The sequence below is a fragment of the Desulfocucumis palustris genome (assembly GCF_002933875.1).
Taxonomy (GTDB): domain Bacteria; phylum Bacillota; class Desulfotomaculia; order Desulfotomaculales; family Desulfocucumaceae; genus Desulfocucumis; species Desulfocucumis palustris.
The window spans coordinates 188252-205675 of sequence record NZ_BFAV01000157.1 but is presented as its reverse complement, the minus strand read 5'-3'; the positions used below and the strand labels follow the sequence as shown (position 1 = coordinate 205675).

Annotated in this window: 16 protein-coding genes; 5 read left to right on the top strand and 11 right to left on the bottom strand. The window is 53.6% G+C overall.

Annotated features, from left to right (window positions below; genetic code table 11):
* Positions 1–3 precede the first annotated feature (3 nt).
* The 5 genes from DCCM_RS15755 (at position 4) to feoB (ending at position 7349) form a co-directional block, all read left to right on the top strand.
* A complete protein-coding gene (locus tag DCCM_RS15755) occupies positions 4–3096 on the top strand; it encodes an efflux RND transporter permease subunit (protein ID WP_104373330.1) in 3093 nt (1030 codons plus the stop codon).
* A 189-nt stretch (positions 3097–3285) separates the two neighbouring features.
* Complete coding sequence (locus tag DCCM_RS15750; protein ID WP_174705171.1) at positions 3286–3429, top strand: hypothetical protein; 144 nt, start codon at positions 3286–3288, stop codon at positions 3427–3429.
* 328 nt (positions 3430–3757) lie between these two features.
* Positions 3758–4849 carry a GGDEF domain-containing protein gene (locus DCCM_RS15745; protein ID WP_104373329.1) on the top strand — a complete coding sequence of 364 codons (1092 nt, stop codon included), beginning with the start codon at positions 3758–3760 and terminating at the stop codon, positions 4847–4849.
* Between the two features lie 32 nt (positions 4850–4881).
* Entirely contained in the window at positions 4882–5334 is a 453-nt protein-coding gene (locus DCCM_RS15740) for a GGDEF domain-containing protein (RefSeq protein WP_128739168.1), read from the top strand.
* 53 nt (positions 5335–5387) lie between these two features.
* The gene (gene feoB / locus DCCM_RS15735; protein ID WP_104373327.1) at positions 5388–7349 is read left to right on the top strand and encodes a ferrous iron transport protein B; all 1962 of its coding nucleotides are present in this window, start codon (positions 5388–5390) and stop codon (positions 7347–7349) included.
* Here the strand turns inward: feoB and DCCM_RS15730 are convergent.
* The 11 genes from DCCM_RS15730 to DCCM_RS15680 all read right to left on the bottom strand — a co-directional run bounded on the left by DCCM_RS15730 (position 7333) and on the right by DCCM_RS15680 (position 17413).
* Entirely contained in the window at positions 7333–8058 is a 726-nt protein-coding gene (locus tag DCCM_RS15730; protein ID WP_104373326.1) for a SurA N-terminal domain-containing protein, read from the bottom strand. The two genes, feoB and DCCM_RS15730, sit on opposite strands and share 17 nt — an antisense overlap.
* A gap of 23 nt (positions 8059–8081) precedes the next feature.
* Positions 8082–8684 carry a gamma carbonic anhydrase family protein gene (locus tag DCCM_RS15725; protein ID WP_104373325.1) on the bottom strand — a complete coding sequence of 201 codons (603 nt, stop codon included), beginning with the start codon at positions 8682–8684 and terminating at the stop codon, positions 8082–8084.
* A 34-nt stretch (positions 8685–8718) separates the two neighbouring features.
* Positions 8719–9960 carry a diaminopimelate decarboxylase gene (gene lysA, locus DCCM_RS15720; protein WP_104373324.1) on the bottom strand — a complete coding sequence of 414 codons (1242 nt, stop codon included), beginning with the start codon at positions 9958–9960 and terminating at the stop codon, positions 8719–8721.
* A gap of 88 nt (positions 9961–10048) precedes the next feature.
* A complete protein-coding gene (locus tag DCCM_RS15715) occupies positions 10049–11041 on the bottom strand; it encodes a ComEC/Rec2 family competence protein (RefSeq protein WP_104373323.1) in 993 nt (330 codons plus the stop codon).
* Positions 11038–11238, bottom strand: a complete 201-nt coding sequence (locus tag DCCM_RS15710; RefSeq protein WP_104373322.1) for a DUF3006 domain-containing protein — start codon at positions 11236–11238, stop codon at positions 11038–11040. The genes DCCM_RS15715 and DCCM_RS15710 overlap by 4 nt, the downstream gene beginning before the upstream one ends.
* Before the next feature lie 115 nt (positions 11239–11353).
* Complete coding sequence (locus DCCM_RS15705) at positions 11354–11926, bottom strand: NAD(P)H-dependent oxidoreductase (protein ID WP_104373321.1); 573 nt, start codon at positions 11924–11926, stop codon at positions 11354–11356.
* A 228-nt stretch (positions 11927–12154) separates the two neighbouring features.
* Positions 12155–13015 carry an FAD/NAD(P)-binding protein gene (locus DCCM_RS15700; RefSeq protein ID WP_104373320.1) on the bottom strand — a complete coding sequence of 287 codons (861 nt, stop codon included), beginning with the start codon at positions 13013–13015 and terminating at the stop codon, positions 12155–12157.
* The gene (locus tag DCCM_RS15695) at positions 13005–14066 is read right to left on the bottom strand and encodes a 4Fe-4S dicluster domain-containing protein (protein WP_231702816.1); all 1062 of its coding nucleotides are present in this window, start codon (positions 14064–14066) and stop codon (positions 13005–13007) included. The genes DCCM_RS15700 and DCCM_RS15695 overlap by 11 nt, the downstream gene beginning before the upstream one ends.
* Positions 14053–15012, bottom strand: coding sequence for a 4Fe-4S dicluster domain-containing protein (locus tag DCCM_RS15690; protein WP_104373318.1), 960 nt, complete (start codon positions 15010–15012; stop codon positions 14053–14055). Before DCCM_RS15690 ends, DCCM_RS15695 begins: the two co-directional genes overlap by 14 nt.
* Positions 15009–15440 carry a hydrogenase iron-sulfur subunit gene (locus DCCM_RS19355; protein WP_231702801.1) on the bottom strand — a complete coding sequence of 144 codons (432 nt, stop codon included), beginning with the start codon at positions 15438–15440 and terminating at the stop codon, positions 15009–15011. Before DCCM_RS19355 ends, DCCM_RS15690 begins: the two co-directional genes overlap by 4 nt.
* The gene (locus tag DCCM_RS15680; protein WP_104373317.1) at positions 15431–17413 is read right to left on the bottom strand and encodes a CoB--CoM heterodisulfide reductase iron-sulfur subunit A family protein; all 1983 of its coding nucleotides are present in this window, start codon (positions 17411–17413) and stop codon (positions 15431–15433) included. The genes DCCM_RS19355 and DCCM_RS15680 overlap by 10 nt, the downstream gene beginning before the upstream one ends.
* Positions 17414–17424: the final 11 nt, after the last annotated feature.

Below are 17424 nucleotides of genomic sequence, written 5' to 3'. Positions count from 1 at the left end.
CTTTTGTTTCTGACTAATCTCAGTCTGAAAAGGCCCGTCTTTGCTACGGTAATCATACTTGCCCTGGTATCCCTCGGCATTATCAGTTACGTGGGCCTGAACATAAACGACTACCCCGAGGTGGAATTTCCCTACGTGGTGGTGACCGTGGTGCAGCAGGGGGCCTCCCCCGAGCAGATTGAAACCAAAATTGCCCGTAAACTGGAAGAGGCGGTGGGCCAGATTTCCGGGGTGAAGCATATTTATACCACCGCCCAGGAAGGGGTCGCCACCGTGGTGGCGGAATTCAGCCTGGAAACGTCTCCGGAGGTGGCCGCCCAGGATGTAAGGGATAAAATAGGCACTATCCGGGGGGAGCTTCCGGATGATATCGAGGACCCCGTGATAGCAAGGTTCGACCCCACTGCTTTTCCCATCATTTCCCTGGCCATTACCGGTAACATTACCCAGAAGGAAATGACCGGAGTTGTGGACGACCTGGTGAAAAAGCGCCTGGAAGTAATCAAGGGCGTGGGGAATATAACCGTGTACGGGGCCCAGGAAAGGGAAATACAGATCAACCTGGATAAAGACAAACTGGCGGCCTACGGCATTACCACCTCCGAGGTTTTAGCCAGCCTGGGCAGCGAGAATATGGAGGTCCCCGGGGGTAAAGTCAGCAGCAACGGCCGGGAAATAACCCTGAGAACCATGGGGCAGGTGGACCGTCCGGCGAATTTTTTGGACCTGCCGGTGGCCCGCAAGGACGGGGTGCAGATTTATGTTAAGGATATAGCCACCGTGGTGGACGGGGTGAAGGAAATGGACAGCAGTTCCCGTTACCAGGGGAAACCGGCCATTGGACTTGACGTAGTCAAGCAGTCCGGCAGCAATACCGTGCTGGTGGCGGACAGTGTTAAAGAGGCTGTGGAAGACCTCCGGAAGGAACTGCCCCCGGGGGTCAGCCTGGACATAGTCAGCGACAACTCCGTCTACATAAGAGACTCCGTCAGGGACGTGTTCAACACCATTATTGAGGGGGCGCTGCTGGCGGTAGCCATGGTGTTCATTTTCCTGCGGGACTGGCGCAGCACCATGATTAGCGCCCTGTCCATACCCACTTCGATCATAGCCACTTTCTTTGCCATGAAGATGATGAATTTTTCCCTTAATTTCATGTCCCTGATGGCCCTCTCCCTTTCGGTGGGGCTGCTTATCGACGATGCCATAGTGGTCATTGAAAACATTGTGCGGCACATGAGAATGGGCAAAACTCCCCTTGCCGCGGCAAAGGAAGCCTCGGAGGAAATAGGGCTGGCGGTTATGTCCACCACCCTTACCGTGGTGGCGGTGTTTTTGCCGGTGGCCATGATGACCGGCATTGTGGGCCAGTTTTTTAAACAGTTCGGTATCACCGTGGTCTTCAGCGTGCTGGTTTCCCTGCTGGTCTCCTTCACCCTGGTGCCTCTCCTGGCTTCCCGCCATTTAAAGGATGAGAAGTTCAGGTCCAGGGGTCCCCTGGGTAAATTCCTGGCCTGGTTTAACAAGGGCTTTGACAATTTTAACTTGATATACGCGCACTTTCTCAGGGTTGTGCTCAGGAACCGCTGGAAGACAATGGGGGTAGCCCTGCTGCTGTTTATAGGCAGCATTATGCTGGTCCCCCTGCTGGGCTCCAGCTTCATACCCTCCGCCGATATGGGGGAATTTACCGTGGAGGCGGAATTCGACGCCGGTTTGAACCTGGAGGCCGCCGCGGGCATGACCGACAAACTGGAGGCTATAATCAGGGATTATCCCGAGGTGGTAAAAACCTACTCCACCATTAATACGGACAAGGTAAATATTTATGTGAAAATGGTGGACAAAAAGGAGAGGGAGCGCAGCGCCAGCCAGATAGCGGCGGATTTGCGCAAAAAGCTGCACGAAGTACCCGGTATTCGCACGGCCATAGTAATGCAGGCGGGCCTCAACGTGGAAAAAACAGTTGTTTTCCGGCTGCTGGGAGACGATATGAATCAGCTGCAGAAATATGCGGAGCAGGCCCAGGGTATAATGGAAAGCATTCCCGGGGCGGTTGACGTGGGGAGCAGCTATATTCCCGGCAAACCCGAGGGAAAAGTTCAAATCAAGCAGGATGTGGCGGCGGACCTTGGGATTTCCACGGCCCAGATTGGGGATACGTTGCGAACACTGTTCAACGGCGTGGTGGTAAGCCAGTATGAGGACGGGGAAGACCGGGTTGACGTGCGGGTGCGCCTGGGGGACGGCCAGCGCAAGGGCCTGGATGATTTAAGCAATATTTATCTCACCAGCAGCATAGAGCCCGCGGGTGGCGGACCCCATGCCCGAATCGCCCTCAGCCAGGTGACCGAGCAGTCCTACGCCACGTCACCCAGCAAGATCAGGAGATTCGACAGGGCCAAGGAAATTGAGCTGTCGGGCAACCTGGACGGCATTTCCCTGGGGGAATTCAACAAAATATTCGATGAGCGGGTTAAAAAAGAGATGCCGCTGCCCCCGGGCTACAGCATCACCGCCAGCGGCGAATCGGAAAGAATGGGAGATACCTTCACCTCCATGGGAATAGCGCTGGTAACGGCCATATTGTTCATCTTCTTCATACTGGCCTCCCAGTTTGAAAGTTATATAGACCCCTTTGCCATTATGTTTTCCATACCGATGGCCATTGTGGGGGCGATTTTCGGACTGCTGGTGATGGGCAGCGACTTGAGCCTCATGTCCATGATAGGCATCATCATGCTGATGGGCCTGGTCACCAAGAACGCCATATTGCTGATCGACTTCACCAAACAGCGGCGGACCCAGGGCATGGAGCGGTCCGAGGCCATAATTTCCGCGGGTCTCACCAGGCTCAGGCCAATTATTATGACCTCCATGGCCATGATATTCGGCATGTTGCCCCTGGCGCTGGCCCTGGGCTCCGGGGCGGAGAGCAGGGCGCCCATGGCCCACGCCATCATCGGGGGGCTGATTGCCTCAACCATGCTGACCCTGGTGGTGGTGCCGGTGATGTACACCTTCCTGGACGACCTGAAAAACAAAGTTTACTCCGTCACGCGCCGGTCCAAGGCGCCGGCCGCGGAAGCCGAATAAAAAATGCGACAGAATGCGACAGGGGACGGTTCTTCCCTGTCGCATTTTTTATTTTTAACTTGCTGACAGCCTGTAAGACCCCGTCCTTGAAGACCGGGGATGAACAGGCGATTAAGGAAAGGGGACACACCTCTCTTTGGAGCATGGCTTTCGGGCCAGAGGAATGTCCCCAACGTATGTATAAAATAAATGCGACAGGAGAGAACCGTCCCCTGTCGCACACTGCCGGCACCCCAGGAAGAACCGGGTGATTTGCGGCTGGAGGAACTCATGAAGCAAAAAGAGCGCCTGGAAGATCTTATCGCGGAAAGGCAGGCAGTTTCGGCTTCCTAAAAATTTTAACCGGTCTTTTCAAAGCAAATCCCAGTATGCCCGCCGGCAGGCTTTACTGGGATTGCTTGCTAATAAAGCTTGAAGGGAGCGGCCCGGTCCACGGGGCCGCTCCTTTAGCGCCTAGCGGAAACAGGCTCCTTAAAAATATTGGCTGAACAACAATATTGAATATTGACAGACGTGCAAAATTGTAATATGTTAATGAAAATGAAAATCATTTTCATATGTTTTAATTTTTTACTTTCCGGAGCGGATATTGGAAATTGTTGCCGTTAATTAAAAAAAGTTTGCCGGGCCGGCTGACAATAAATTTTACGGGTGTTGTGCTATGTTGCCCCTGAAATACTTTACCTTGCAGGAAATAAGTTTGTTGGAAGCGGAGCTTTTCATAGCCAAACTGCGCAAATGGGCGGTATGCCTTGGAGTCGCGGTGGGGGCTCTGTACGCCAGGTTTGATTCCCTGTCCGCGGCCCAGGGGGTGGTTGCCGCTGCGGCGGTGTTTTATTGTTTTAAGATAGAGGGCTATTACCGCTCCGCCGGTGTAAAGGGGCTGAAACACCTCTCCACACTATTGGATTTTGCCCTGCTCTGGGGAGTGCTGGCCGCCAGTTGGCCGGGGTGCAATTGTCATGCGGCAATGTTAAATGGCAAGGGGGAATTCAGCGTGGTTGCCTCGTCCCCCGACAAACTGCCGGGCAAACTGGAGCTGGGGTCAGTTATCACCGGGAAACTGGTGGAGGAAATGGCACCTGTGGTGGAACAGGGAAGGACCACGGGACTGGTGCTTATGGAATCCAACAAGCTCCGGGAATTCAACAATGGCGAACTGGCCCTGATCATGCTGGCCTCCGGGCAGATGGGCATAAGCCTGGAAAACGCGGGGCTGTACGAGCGGATGGAAAGATTGGCCCGTTTTGACGAATTGACCAATATTTATAACCGGCGGGCCTTCAACGAGGTGGTGGAGGCCGAACTGGTCCGAGCAAAGCAGAAAATCGCCGGTTTTTCACTGGTTATGGTGGATATAGATTTTTTTAAACGGATTAATGACCGCTGGGGGCATCAATTTGGGGACCGGGTGCTGGCACAGGTGGCGGAAGCAATTAAACAAAGCCTGCGGGCGGAGGATAGCGTGGCCCGTTTTGGGGGTGAAGAGTTTGTAATCCTTCTTCCGGGGGCCGATTGCAGGACGGCCCTTCAGGTGGCCGAAAGGGTGCGCCGGGGTGTGGAGGGTGTAAATTGGCAGGACGGCCTGGGGGTTACCGTCAGTGCCGGGGTGGCCTCCTACCCGGAGGATGGCGAAAAGCTGGCGGAATTATTGAAAAATGCCGACCTGGCCCTTTACAAGGCCAAGTCCGGGGGGCGAAATCAGGTGCGTCACGTCTGCGGTATCGGAGCGGAGGGGCAGATGGTTTGTTGAAAGTAAAAAATTAAAGCGGAAGGTGATTAAAGGTGGTTCAAGCAGGAACGGTGCGGGTGAAGCAAGATAGCGGCCGTTTTTCCCTGGTCATGCTGGACATAGATTTCTTTGAACCGCTCAAAAACCTCTGGGGACGCCAGGTGGGGGAATTCGTTCTAAATAAGGTGGGCCAATTGATAAAGCGAAACCTGTTGGAAGGGGACAGTGTTACCCGTTACAGGGGCAGGGAATTTTTAATCCTTTTGCCCGAGGCCGACGGCCGGACGGCCCTCCTGGCGGCGGAAAAAATACGCCGTGCCGTGGAGAGGGCGCAATGGCCCAACGGCATGAGTGTTACCGTAAGCGCGGGGGTGGCCTATTATCCGGATGACGGTGAAAAGCTGACGGAATTATTGAAAAACGTCAAGAAGGCTCTTTCCCGGGCCAGATCCGGGGGCAGAAACCGGGTATGCCGCGCCTGCTATAAGACCGGCCGGATACAGTAAATGCCAACAGTGCCGGGCCATCCGCTTGTTCAGTTTTTAAAAAAGGAAGTGAAATGCAGTTGGCGCATTGTCACGGTCCTGTTGGTCTGAAAAACATACCCCCCGGGGCGGGGAAACTGGTATTGGCCGGAAACCCCAATACCGGCAAGTCGGTTTTTTTTAACTATTTCACCGGTCTGTATGTGGATGTTTCCAACTACCCCGGCACCACCCTGGAGATCTCCCACGGCCGGTTTGGCCGTGATGTTATAATAGATACCCCGGGGGTATACGGCATTTCCTCCTTTAACGACGAGGAGCGCATCGCCCGGGATATTATCCTGTCCGCCGATATTGTTATAAACGTTGTGGACGCCGTTCACCTGGAAAGGGACCTGTTTTTGACCCAGCAGGTAATTGATACCGGAGTCCCCGTGATCGTGGCCTTAAATATGCTGGACGAGGCCGGCCGGCACGGGTTGGAGATAGATATCCAGCTGTTAAGCGACCTTTTGGGAGTGCCCGTGGTGCCCACGGTGGCGGTGCGGAAAAAGGGACTGAAGGAATTAAAGGAACGGCTTGCCGGCGCCAAAACCGGCAATATAACCCCGGGGCTGAATCCTTTGATTAACCTGCTGGTTAACCGGCTGGGCAGCCGGGGTGAGGCGCTGCTGGTGCTGGAAGGCGACCCCGTGGTGGCGGAGCGCCATGGCCTGGAACCCGGAAACCACCGGGAGGAAATATACCTGAAGCGGCGGGAGCGGGTAAACAGTATCGTAAAGCGCGTTCTGAGGGAAAGTCCTGAAGCGGCTTCCCTTGGCGGCCTGCTGGGGCGCTGGATGCTAAGGCCCGTAACCGGCATCCCCATTCTGGCCCTGGCCCTTTATGCCATGTACCAGGTTATCGGTATATTTATTGCCGGGACGGTGGTGGGTGTCACCGAGGAGACCGTCATGCTGGGAATTTATGAGCCCGCGGTGCGGGATATTGTCGGCCGGTTCATAGCCGGGGAGTCGGCTTTTGGCACCATTCTCATCGGTGAATTCGGCCTTTTGACCATGACCGTTACTTACGTCCTGGGGCTGTTGATGCCCCTGGTTATAGGGTTCTATTTTTTTCTTGCCATTTTTGAGGATTCCGGGTACCTGCCCAGAATCGCCACTCTGGTTGACCGTTTGCTGACAGGTATAGGTTTGAACGGCCGGGGGGTGATTCCGTTAATACTGGGTTTCGGTTGCGTAACCATGGCCACCATCACCACCAGGCTGCTGGCTTCGGACCGGGAGCGCAGGATTGCCGTGTTTCTGCTGGGGCTTACCATTCCCTGTTCCGCCCAGCTGGGTGTGATAGCCGGAATGCTTGCGGCGGTGGGCGGCTGGTATGTGGCCCTGTACGTATTTGTTATTTTCACTGTTCTGGTTATGATTGGCACCCTGCTGAACGCCCTGCTGCCCGGCAGTTCCTCCGAGCTGCTGATCGACCTGCCGCCCCTGCGGCTGCCCGGGCTGGATAACGTGCTGAAAAAGACCGCCACCAAATCATATAATTTCTTAAAAGAAGCATTTCCCCTGTTCGCTTTTGGCGCCCTGATCATCAGCGTATTTCAGGTTACCGGCATACTGGAATTTTTGCAGGAACTGCTGGCGCCCCTCACGGTGGGCTGGCTGAAGCTGCCCAAGGAAACAGCCACCGCATTCATCATGGGCATCGTGCGGCGGGATTTTGGGGCGGCGGGTCTTACCGGAATGACCCTGACACCGGCGCAAACCGTAGCGGCCCTGATTACTATCACCCTTTTCGTGCCCTGCATCGCTTCCATCCTGATTCTTTTTAAGGAGCGCTCCAGGAAAGAGGCGGCAATGATCTGGGCCGCCAGCTGGGTGGTGGCCTTCCTGGTGGGCGGCATCGTATCCCAGCTGCACGGCGCCCTCGGCTGGGACAGCGGGTTTGCGGAAGCCCTGCTGATCATACTGGTATTTGCCGGAATGACCCTGGCAACTGTCGCCGCCAGCCACCTGCTTAAGCGGTATAAATAATGCGACAGGGGAGAACCGTCCCCTGTCGCATTCCTTCTGTTGCAAATGTTTGATTTAAGTCCTGGTTATTATACCGCTCCCATGGCCGGACCGGTTCAAATCCTTTAATGTCAACCGGAATATAAATCTCATAATCACCCGTGTTTATTAAATTATTTTTGTAGTCCTCCCACGCCTTCCCGCGCTCCTCAAGGCCTGCTGTTTTAGAAACAGTCTCATAAAAAGTGTTTCTTAGCTTAACTCTTGCCAGTTGTTTTCTATAGGCATCAAGAACCCTGTTGTCTTTTTCATAATCCTCAATACTGTTATAGCCGGAAGACTTTATCCGGTTTAAAAAGCTGATTTTCCCCGGATCCTCCGGGGCCAGGTATTTAATTTGTTGTAATTGCTTGTTCAATTGGTCGGAAGCTTCTTTAGCTGAAACAACAATTCCTTCTTTTTTTGCCTGAACATCCAGTAAAGCATTGGTAATAAGCCTTTTTAAAACCACCTTTTCATAATACGCATCATCTTCAGGCATATTTATGTTTAATTTACCCCAAATGTTTTTTTCTGCTTCCACCATGGCGGAGAAGGTTTGTTCGGTAATTTCAATGTCATCAATTTTTGCAACAATTTCAGGCGATTCTTTTGCATTAACATTACAGGCAATTAATAAAGGAGCCAATAAAGTTAAACAGAAAATTAACGAGTAAACTTTTCTTCGCATACTCTCACCTCTTAATGGAAGGCTTAAACAAGCTCATCCTTTTCGTGTGCTTTTAAAGCTTTTACCATCATCTTCGTGATTTCAGGCATAATAGTCTGCCCATCGGGTTTTCTATCCACACCGTAAACAAATTTGGGGAAATTTAAAGGTTTCTGTATTGCCCAAATTTCATTATGCCTGTCGGGCGGCAAAATCTCCAACGGGTTGCCAACGGCAACCCAGCCTATGGGAACAGTTTTATTTTCCGGTAAAATTGTTTTAATATGAACAACCCCATTAATTCTCACTTCAGAACCTTTACATAATTTTGCTCCATGGAATATAGATGCGCCTGTGGCAATAAATACATTGTCTTCAACCGTACATCCAACCAAATGAGCATTGGGACCTACCAGCACATTGTTGCTAATTTTTAACGAATGATTAATGGTGCTTCTCAAAACTGCATTTTCCAGCACAATACAATCATCACCGATTTCTATACAGCCGCCTTCGGCAATTATCGCGGCGCCAAACATTATTTTTGTGTTTTTGCCAATTTTCACCTCGCCGCAGACTGCCGCATTGGGAGCTATATATGCGCTCTCATCTATTCTGGGGGATTTTTCTAAATGTTTTATTATCATGCCGACACCTCCGATTTGCTGTAAGTCAATCCTTTCAATAAGCCGGGCCTGACCCCGGGAAGTGTTTAACCAGGTCTTCCAATGTTTCTCTTCTCCGGATTAATCTATGGGTTCCGTCGGAACATATGAGCACCTCTGCCGGTCTCAGCCTGCAATTATAATTTGAGCTCATTGAAAAACCGTAGGCCCCGGCGCAGCAAACAACTACCAGGTCACCTTCTTCCGCCCGGGGCAAAAGTCTGTCCCTGGCGATTATATCTCCGCTTTCACAGATGTTTCCCACTATATTTACCTGTTCTTTTTCATGGCTGTCAACATTATCACGTTTAACTATTTTTATTTCGTGATATGAATCGTACAACACCGGCCTTATGAGAACATTGAAACCCAGATCGGTTCCCACATATTTTTTTTCGTAATTGTATTTGACCGCATTCACCCTGCCAAGCAGAAAACCGCTTTCCGCCACGATATATCTGCCGGGTTCTATTTTAAAGGTTATATTTTTGTTGTCATATTCCCTGATAAAGGATTCAATTAAATTCATTAATTTAATTGAGAGCTGGGTTAAATTCAGCTTGCTTTCGTCGCCATTGTACGGTATCCCAAAACCACCGCCGAAATCTATAAAGGATAAGCCGGAAAATTCCCCGGCAATCTCCAGCAGTTTCATACATCCCTCAATGTAGTTGTCTTCCTCCAGTATGAAAGAGCCGATATGCTGGTTGATACCCGCCAATTCCAGGGAGTATTTCCGCAATATTTCTTTTACAGCGTTTATGTATATTTTTTGGATACCGAATTTTGTGCTTTCCCCCCCGGTAATCACCTTATCGCTATGTCCGGAGCCATATCCGGGATTAAACCTGACGGCTATTCTCCCGCCCGGTTTTTTCTTTCCATAAAGTTCCAGCTGCGATAGGGAATCCACACTGATTAATATGTCTCTTTCAATGGCATAGAGCATTTCTTCCGCGGATACGTTGTTGCAGACAAAAAATATGCGGTCACCGGGAAATCCCGCCTTTTGTTCAATATATATCTCTCCCGGGGACATGGCATCAACATCGATGCCCTCATCCAGTATTATTTTCAATATTTCCATGTTGCTGTTTGCCTTGGCCGAGTAGTTGACCCTGAAATTTTCATACGGCAACAGGTTTTTCATTTCCCTGCAGCGGAGCCTTATGGTGTTTTCATCATAAACATACAGGGGCGTGCCGTAAAGATCCGCCAGTTCCTTTATTTTTTTGTGGTCAACCGTTAAATTTATCATTATTTCACCTTCATAACAGTTTTTAAGAGTTTTCTTTACCCGGGTAAATATTTCCTTTAATAGCTATAATATTTAATTGATTAAAAAATTAGCAATTTAAATGGTTGGGCGGCCATTCCCGGATAAAACCGGTTTTACCCAAAATTATTCTCCGGGTGCTTAAAAAGGAAAATTGCGACAGGGAAGAACCGTCCCCTGTCGCAATTTTGTCTCCGTTTGTGCTGAAAATCAGGGTGCCGTCCCGGTCGGTCCTGAATACTTTAACATTTGCTTTTTCCAAACGCTGCAGGGTTTCCTGGTGGGGGTGCCCGTAGTCGTTGTCCTTGCCCGCGGATATTACGGCATAGCGGGGAGCCACCGCCCTGAGGAAGGCCGGGGAGGTGGAGGTACGGCTGCCGTGGTGCCCCACCTTTAACACATCCGCCCGGACGTCAAAGCCGGCTTTAAGCATTTCTTTTTCCGAGGTTTCTTCCGCGTCGCCGGCCAGAAGGAAGCTGACATTCTTATAAGTAAGCTTGATTACCGCGGAGTAGTCGTTTAATTCTTCATAGCCGGTATTCACCGGCGCCAGCATGGCGGCGTCAACCCCGGCGCTGCTGAACATTTCAACCCCCGCGGCGGCGGTGGTTACTTTAAGCCCCCTGGCCTTAATGGCGGCCAGTAGGTCCCGGTACGTTTTGGTGTTGTGGTTCACCCTGGGCAGATACACTTTTCCAATCTCAAAATTATTAATCACCGTGTCCAGCCCGCCGATGTGGTCCTCGTGGGGGTGAGTTCCCACCAGGAAGTCTATTTTATTAACTCCCGCCTCCCGGAGATAGGAAACCACTTTTTCTCCGTCGTCGTTGTTGCCGGCGTCCACCAGCATATTTTCACCGCCGGGCAGCTGGGCCAGAATGCAGTCCGCCTGCCCCACGTCTATAAAATGCACCTTTAACAATCCCTCCGCCGGGACGGAAGGGGACAGTGTGTCTTGCGTTCCCCGGGGCCCGCCGGGAGCGGCGCAGCCGGCGGCAGCCAGCAGCACCGCAAGTATTAACAGGAGTAGAAAGCGTTTTGTTTTCAGTATTGTGCACCTCATTCTTCAAATAAGCTGTCAGCAAGTTTTTCAGTTTCTCTTTTCAGTTTTTCGGTGGATTCCCTGTCCAGGGAAACCTCCAGGTTCACAACGTCCCCCTCCCCGGCCTCCGGGGGAAGGAGCAGCCTGGGGATTTTAAAGACCTTCCGGCCCAGTTCAATTACGGCCCACTCACCCTCGAAACGGTCAATAATAAGCATTATATGTCACCCCGCAGATAGTTACTGTAGGGTATTATAATTTAAATTTGCCGTTGACGGCAACCTGCAGTCGCAGGGGGAGAAGGAGGGTATGTTAAATTAGGAAAAGGGATTTCTAGCGGACAAACTCTTTTATCTCCTGCAGCATTTTTTGGCGCTCCCGGTCCGTCACTGAGGGAACCCCGTAACAGTTCCTGTACTTAATCTCGTCAAAACCGCAGAAGCCGAAAATGCCGCCGGCCACCGAGGCCTTGATGGAGCCGGTCATGCCGGTATGCTTATCGTGTTCCTCCAGTGCCCCGGAGGTGGTTATTATTTTAACCTTTTTGCCGGATAGCAGGCCCCGGGGGCCTATTTCAGCATATTCGTAGGCGAAGCCCATGCTGAATACCCGGTCCACATAGCCCTTTAAAATGGCCGGAATGGAGAACCACCACACCGGGCTGATCAAAATCAGCTGGTCGGCCCAGGAAATGTCGGCCTGCTCCCGGGCGATGTCCTCCGGCACATTGCCGGCCAGCAGCTGCTGAAAATCCCCGGCTCCCAGCACGGGGTTCCAGTTCATGGCGTATAAATCCTTTATCCTTGTTTCCACACCTTTTTTCTCCAGTTCCTCCTTTACCGCCCCCAGTATGGCGGCGTTAAAGCTGGCGGGGTTGGGATGGGCGAAAATTATAAGGGTTTTCATTGCATGACCTCCAGATAAATTTAAATACATAACAACCTTTATTATATGTAGCGGAAAACGGTATATTCCAATTGCGCCATTCTTCTCGGATTTTATCCCGGATGCGGGATTTTTATTTTTCTCTTTTTATAAAAGATGCAAATTGATGAAGACTGAAATTAAACGGGGCTGCCCAAAAAATTCTTTGGAACAGCCCCTGCTAATTCATACGGTTAATTTCCCCCGGCCTTAAAATTCCGGCGGCAGCTCCTTGAGCTGGTTCAGGCTGAATACCGGCCCGTCCAGGCAGACGAACTTGCTGCCGATATTGCAGCGCCCGCATTTGCCTATGCCGCACTTCATTTTCATTTCCAGGGTGGTGATTACCCGGTGGTCTGGGAAGCCCAATTTCTCCAGGGCCGATAACACAAATTTAATCATAATGGGCGGCCCGCAGGTGATGGCGTATTTGTTGTCCGCCCCGGGGGCGATTTCCTCCAGGTAGGCCGGGACGAATCCCACGTGACCCTGCCAGGCGGGGTCTTCCCGGTCAATGGTGGTGTATACGGAGGTGTTCTTTATATTGGGCCAGCGCTTCATTAAACCGTTTTTAAAGCAGAGGTCGTCCAGGGACCTGGCGCCGTAGACAATTTCCACCTTTCCGTAATCATCGCGGTTTTCCTCCGCCAGCACAAAATCGATCAGGGAGCGCAGGGGGGCCAGTCCGATGCCGCCGCCCACGAACAGCAAATCCCTGCCTTTCATTATTTCATAGGGGAAGTGGTTGCCGTAAGGTCCCCTGACGCCAACCTTGCAGCCGGGCTCAAGGTTGTGCAGCACCGTGGTGAGCCGGCCCACCCTTTTTACGCTGAATTCCAGAAAGCCCTTTCTGGTGGGGGAGGAGGTAATGGATATGGTGGACTCCCCCATTCCAAATACGGAAATCTGGGCCACCTGACCGGGCTTCTGCCGGAAGTTTTCCATTACCGCCGGGTCGTCGAAGACCATCTGAAAGGTCTTGACGTCGCCGGTTTCCTCCGTCACCGATGTAATGGTGGCGGTGTGGGGCATTAAAGGGTTGCCGGCGGCGCAGGCGCAGTTACCGCCCATTTTGGGCCACCTCCCTCAGTTCCTTGATTATTTGCCTGATGTCAATGTTCGCGGGACAGGCTCCCGCGCACCGGCCGCAGCCCACGCAGCCGGGAAGGTTGTAGCGGTCCAGGTGGTATTTAAGTTTGTGCATGAACCTGTTGCGCAGCCTTTCCTTCCTGGTGGGCCTGGGGTTGTGCCCCCCGGCCATGCGGGTAAAATTCATGAACATGCAGGAGTCCCAGGTGCGGCAGCGCACCCCGCCGGTCCCGCCCCTGGTGAAGTCCATGATGTTGAAGCAGTGGCAGGTGGGGCATATATAAGTGCAGATGCCGCAGTTGAGGCATTTTAAGGCAAGTTCCTCCCAGTAGGGCAGTTCGAAATTTTCATCCAGCAGTTCTTTAATTCCGCCGGTGTCCAGTTTGTTCACCTTTTGGGCCGCCGCCCCGGCCAACCGGTTTTTTTCGGCCGCATGCCCCCCGGAAGCAGTGGAAAAGAATTGCCTGTAAGCCTCCAGCAAATCATTTCCCTTAGGGGTTATGGCCTCCGCCAGATAGCATGACTCCAGCTGGGTCAGCAGCAGGTCCGCCCCCTCCGCCCCGGCGGGGTCTACCCCGAAGGTGGCGCAGAAGCAGCGGTGGGACGGGTTTGTGCAGGCAAGGGCGACTATGGTGGTTTTCTCCCTCTTGTCCAGATATAAAGGGTCAGGAAAATCCCCGGAAAAAACAGGATCAATGGACAGTATGGCCTTGACGTCGCAGGGGCGCGCGCCGAAAAGAACCCTTTTGCCCTTTGCCGGCTCCGCCGGCTGCAGCCCTCCGTCCGCTGTGGAAAAGGCGAACATCTTCTCCGTGGCTGGGAAAAACATTTCCCTGGGGGAAACACTTGCATTTAAATAATCCAGGCATACCGGCTCCCCGCCGGTTACGTGTCTGAACATTACCACGTTGTCCTCTTCCCTTACCGGGGCCACCAGCAGCCGGTCCCGGGCCACGGAGTCCAAAAATTTGGTAATATTGCCGTTGTCTATGAGCATGGCGGTCATGGCCGGCACCTCCTTACATGAATTCATCCGGGTCACCGGTATGGAAGCCTCCCAGCACCGGTGTCCTGTCAGGGGAAATTCCCGGCGTGGGTTCGTCGTACATTTGTTTAATATCCATCAATATTTTGCGGTTCAAAATTCCCACGGGAATATGCACCGGGCATACCCTCTGGCACTCGCCGCAGTCCACGCAGCGGCCGGCCACATGAAAGGCCCTGACCAGGTGAAAGGCGGTGTTATTGGACAGGTTGCTGGCCCTGGCCACCCAGCCCGGCTCGGCCCGGTCGAAAACGCACTCCCGGCAGCTGCAGGCGGGGCAGACGTTGCGGCAGGCGTAACAGCGCAGGCAGCGGCTGAATTGCCTGTCCCAGTAGGCGTTCTTTTCCTCCGGGGGTAGCTCTTCTATATTTTTGACGTCCGCAAAGTCGTCCCCGGTTTCATTCTCCCTGAGGGGCTGTCCCACAAGCCGGTCATATACCACCGGGTTGCGCCCGGCGCAGCGCCGGCACTTATCCATAAAAAACCCGGCGGGGAGGCTGTAATTTCCCCGGTCGGTTGTTATTTTGACCCCGTCTTTTTCCATTTCAGCCGTAAGCAGCCGGGCGGAGGGGTCAATTACAGCCTCCGCCTTTTCCGGGTCCAGCAGGCCGGGGCAGGGGAGCCCCAGTATAAAAACTTTGTTCCGGTCCACCTGTTTGTCCTGGAGCAGCCTGTTGACGGCCCGGGAGTCGCAGCCCTTTACGCATATGGCTATCTTGCCGGGATAATCTTTCAGGTCAATCAAATATTTAACCAGGTTGTTCACGCAGAAGGGATTGAAAACCAATTTTTCCGTGTCTCCGGCCCCGGTTATAAAAACCGGCGTGGTGCGGGTTGCCTCGCTTCCCGGGCCAAAACCCAGCACCATTTGCGCTTCTCCGCTGCTCAGCAAATCGGCGGCCGCTTTTTTTAGTTCTGCTTCTATTGCTATCATAGCTCATCCCTCATTTTTTGGTTGGGGCCCAGTTCCTTAACCCGGGCGGTAATCTCTTCAACCGTGCGGGCAAACTTTTCTCCCTCCGAGCCGCTGATCCAGCGGGCGTGCATTCTCCCGGGCTCAAAACCCACGAATTCCAGCAGGTTTTTAAAAACCTGGAACCTGCGCCGGGTGTAGTAATTGCCACTAGCATAGTGGCAGTCCCCGGGGTGTCACCCGCTGACCAGCACCGCGTCCGCGCCCCGCTGGAACGCCCGCAGTATGAACTGTGGATTTACCCGTCCCGAGCAGGGAACCCTGAGCACCCTGATGTTGGCGGGATAGCTGAACCTGTTTACACCCGCCAGGTCCGCCCCGGCGTAGCTGCACCAGTTGCAGCAGAAGCCTATTATTTTCGGCTCCCAGTTTTTTTCCTCTATAGACATAGCGCGTCCACCTCCGCCAGCAACTGTTCGTTGGTGAATCCAAGCAGATTTATGGCTCCGGGGCGGCAGGCCACGGTGCAGCAGCCGCAGCCCTGGCACAGGCCGGTGTTCACCGACGCCACCCTGCGCCGGATGGTTTTGCCCCCCGCTCTTTCACTGACACTGTCTTCTTCAATGGCCTTGTAGGGGCAGACCCTGGCGCATTCCAGGCATCCGGAGCAAAGGGACCGGTTAACTGAAGAAATCATGGGTTCAGTCTCCAGCCGTTCCTTGGATAACAGGGCGCATACTTTCATGGCCGCGCCGCTGGCCTGGGCCACGGTGTCCGGTATATCCCTGGGACCCTGACAGGCGCCGGCCAGGAATACCCCGGCGGTGTTTGTCTCCATGGGCCGCAGCTTGGGGTGCGCTTCCTGGAAGAAGCCGTCCTTGTCGGTGGAAAAGCCCACTACGCGCGCTATTTCACCATATCCCCGGCTGGGTGTCATGGCGGTGGCCAGCACCACCAGGTCGGCCTCCAGTTCCACCGGCATGCCCAGCAGGGTGTCGGCGCCCTTAACCATCAGCTTGTCCCCGGACTGGTATATTTTCGCCACCCTGCCCCTGATATACTGGGCCCCTTCCCGCACCGAGCGCTGGTAAAACTCCTCGTATGCCTTGCCGGGGGTCCTGACATCCATGTAAAACACAAAAGCCCTGGAACCGGGTATCTTTTCAAGCACCTGGTGGGCGTGCTTGGCGGTATACATGCAGCAGGTCCGGGAGCAGTAGCTTTTTCCCTTGGTATCGTCCCTGGAGCCCACGCATTTTATAAACACCACGTTTTGGGGCTCCCTGCCGTCCGAGGGCCTTAATATCCTGCCCCCGGTGGGCCCCGAGGCGTTGCTCATGCGTTCGAACTGGAGCCCTGTTATTACGTCCGGGTAGCGGCCGTAGCCGTATTCCCCGTAAGCTTCCTCCCAGGGGAAGAGATCGTAGCCCGTGGCCATTATTATGGCCCCGGCGCTGAATTTAACCAGCTGGTCCTCCTGTTGGTAGTCTATGGCCCCGGCGGGGCAGACCTTGCTGCAGACCCCGCATTTGCCGCCGTTTAAATAACGGCAGCTGTCCCGGTCAATTACGGGCTTGTTGGGCACCGCCTGGGGAAAGGAAACGTATATGGACTTTCTGTCGCCCAGGCCCAGATTGTATTCGCTGGAGGTCCTGGAAGGACATTTTTCCCAGCAGGTGCCGCAGCCGGTGCATTTTTCGTGGTCCACATATCTTGCTTTTTGTTTAACGGTTATTTCAAAATTGCCGACATATCCGTCAACCTTCAGCACTTCCGCGAAGGTCATCAGTTTAATGTGAGGGTGCTGCGCCGCAGCAACCATTTTAGGCGTGCTTATTCAGGCGGAGCAGTCCAGGGTGGGGAAGGTCTTGTCCAGCATGGCCATTTTGCCGCCTATGGTGGACTCCCTTTCCACCAGCACCACTTCGTGGCCCGCGTCGGCGATATCCAGGGCCGCCTGCAGGCCGGCGATGCCGCCCCCGATTACCAGCGCCCGCCTGGTCACGGGTATGCTGGCGGCGGTCAGGGGGGAGGCCAGTCCCGTCTTGGCCACGGCTCTTCTGACCAGATCTATGGCCTTTTCCGTGGCTTTATCCTTTTCCTGCCGGTGCACCCAGGAGCATTGCTCCCGGATGTTGGCCATTTCCAGCATGTAAGGGTTTAAGCCGGCCCTGGCCAGGGTTTTGCGGAAAGTGCCCTCGTGCAGCCGGGGTGAGCAGGACGCCACCACCACCCGGTCCAGCCGGTGCTCCCGCACGGCCTGTATAATGGTGTCCTGCCCCGGCTCCGAGCACATATATTTATAATGGGTGGCCAGAACAACACCGGTAAATCCGGCGGCAGCCTCCGCCACCCGGGGAACGTCCACCACCGCGCCTATATTGGAGCCGCACCAGCAGACGAAAACTCCTGTCCTGTTCATATATTATCAAC

Coding starts and splice junctions, on each gene's coding strand:
- DCCM_RS15695 (WP_231702816.1), bottom strand. CDS start 14,066: ATGAATTCATGTAAGGAGGTGCCGGCCATGACCGCCATGCTCATAGAC.
- DCCM_RS15750 (WP_174705171.1), top strand. CDS start 3,286: ATGCGACAGGAGAGAACCGTCCCCTGTCGCACACTGCCGGCACCCCAG.
- DCCM_RS15715 (WP_104373323.1), bottom strand. CDS start 11,041: ATGAGGTGCACAATACTGAAAACAAAACGCTTTCTACTCCTGTTAATA.
- lysA (WP_104373324.1), bottom strand. CDS start 9,960: ATGATAAATTTAACGGTTGACCACAAAAAAATAAAGGAACTGGCGGAT.
- DCCM_RS15700 (WP_104373320.1), bottom strand. CDS start 13,015: ATGGGCGGTAACTGCGCCTGCGCCGCCGGCAACCCTTTAATGCCCCAC.
- DCCM_RS15725 (WP_104373325.1), bottom strand. CDS start 8,684: ATGATAATAAAACATTTAGAAAAATCCCCCAGAATAGATGAGAGCGCA.
- DCCM_RS15690 (WP_104373318.1), bottom strand. CDS start 15,012: ATGATAGCAATAGAAGCAGAACTAAAAAAAGCGGCCGCCGATTTGCTG.
- DCCM_RS15745 (WP_104373329.1), top strand. CDS start 3,758: ATGTTGCCCCTGAAATACTTTACCTTGCAGGAAATAAGTTTGTTGGAA.
- DCCM_RS15730 (WP_104373326.1), bottom strand. CDS start 8,058: ATGCGAAGAAAAGTTTACTCGTTAATTTTCTGTTTAACTTTATTGGCT.
- DCCM_RS15705 (WP_104373321.1), bottom strand. CDS start 11,926: ATGAAAACCCTTATAATTTTCGCCCATCCCAACCCCGCCAGCTTTAAC.
- DCCM_RS15710 (WP_104373322.1), bottom strand. CDS start 11,238: ATGCTTATTATTGACCGTTTCGAGGGTGAGTGGGCCGTAATTGAACTG.
- feoB (WP_104373327.1), top strand. CDS start 5,388: ATGCAGTTGGCGCATTGTCACGGTCCTGTTGGTCTGAAAAACATACCC.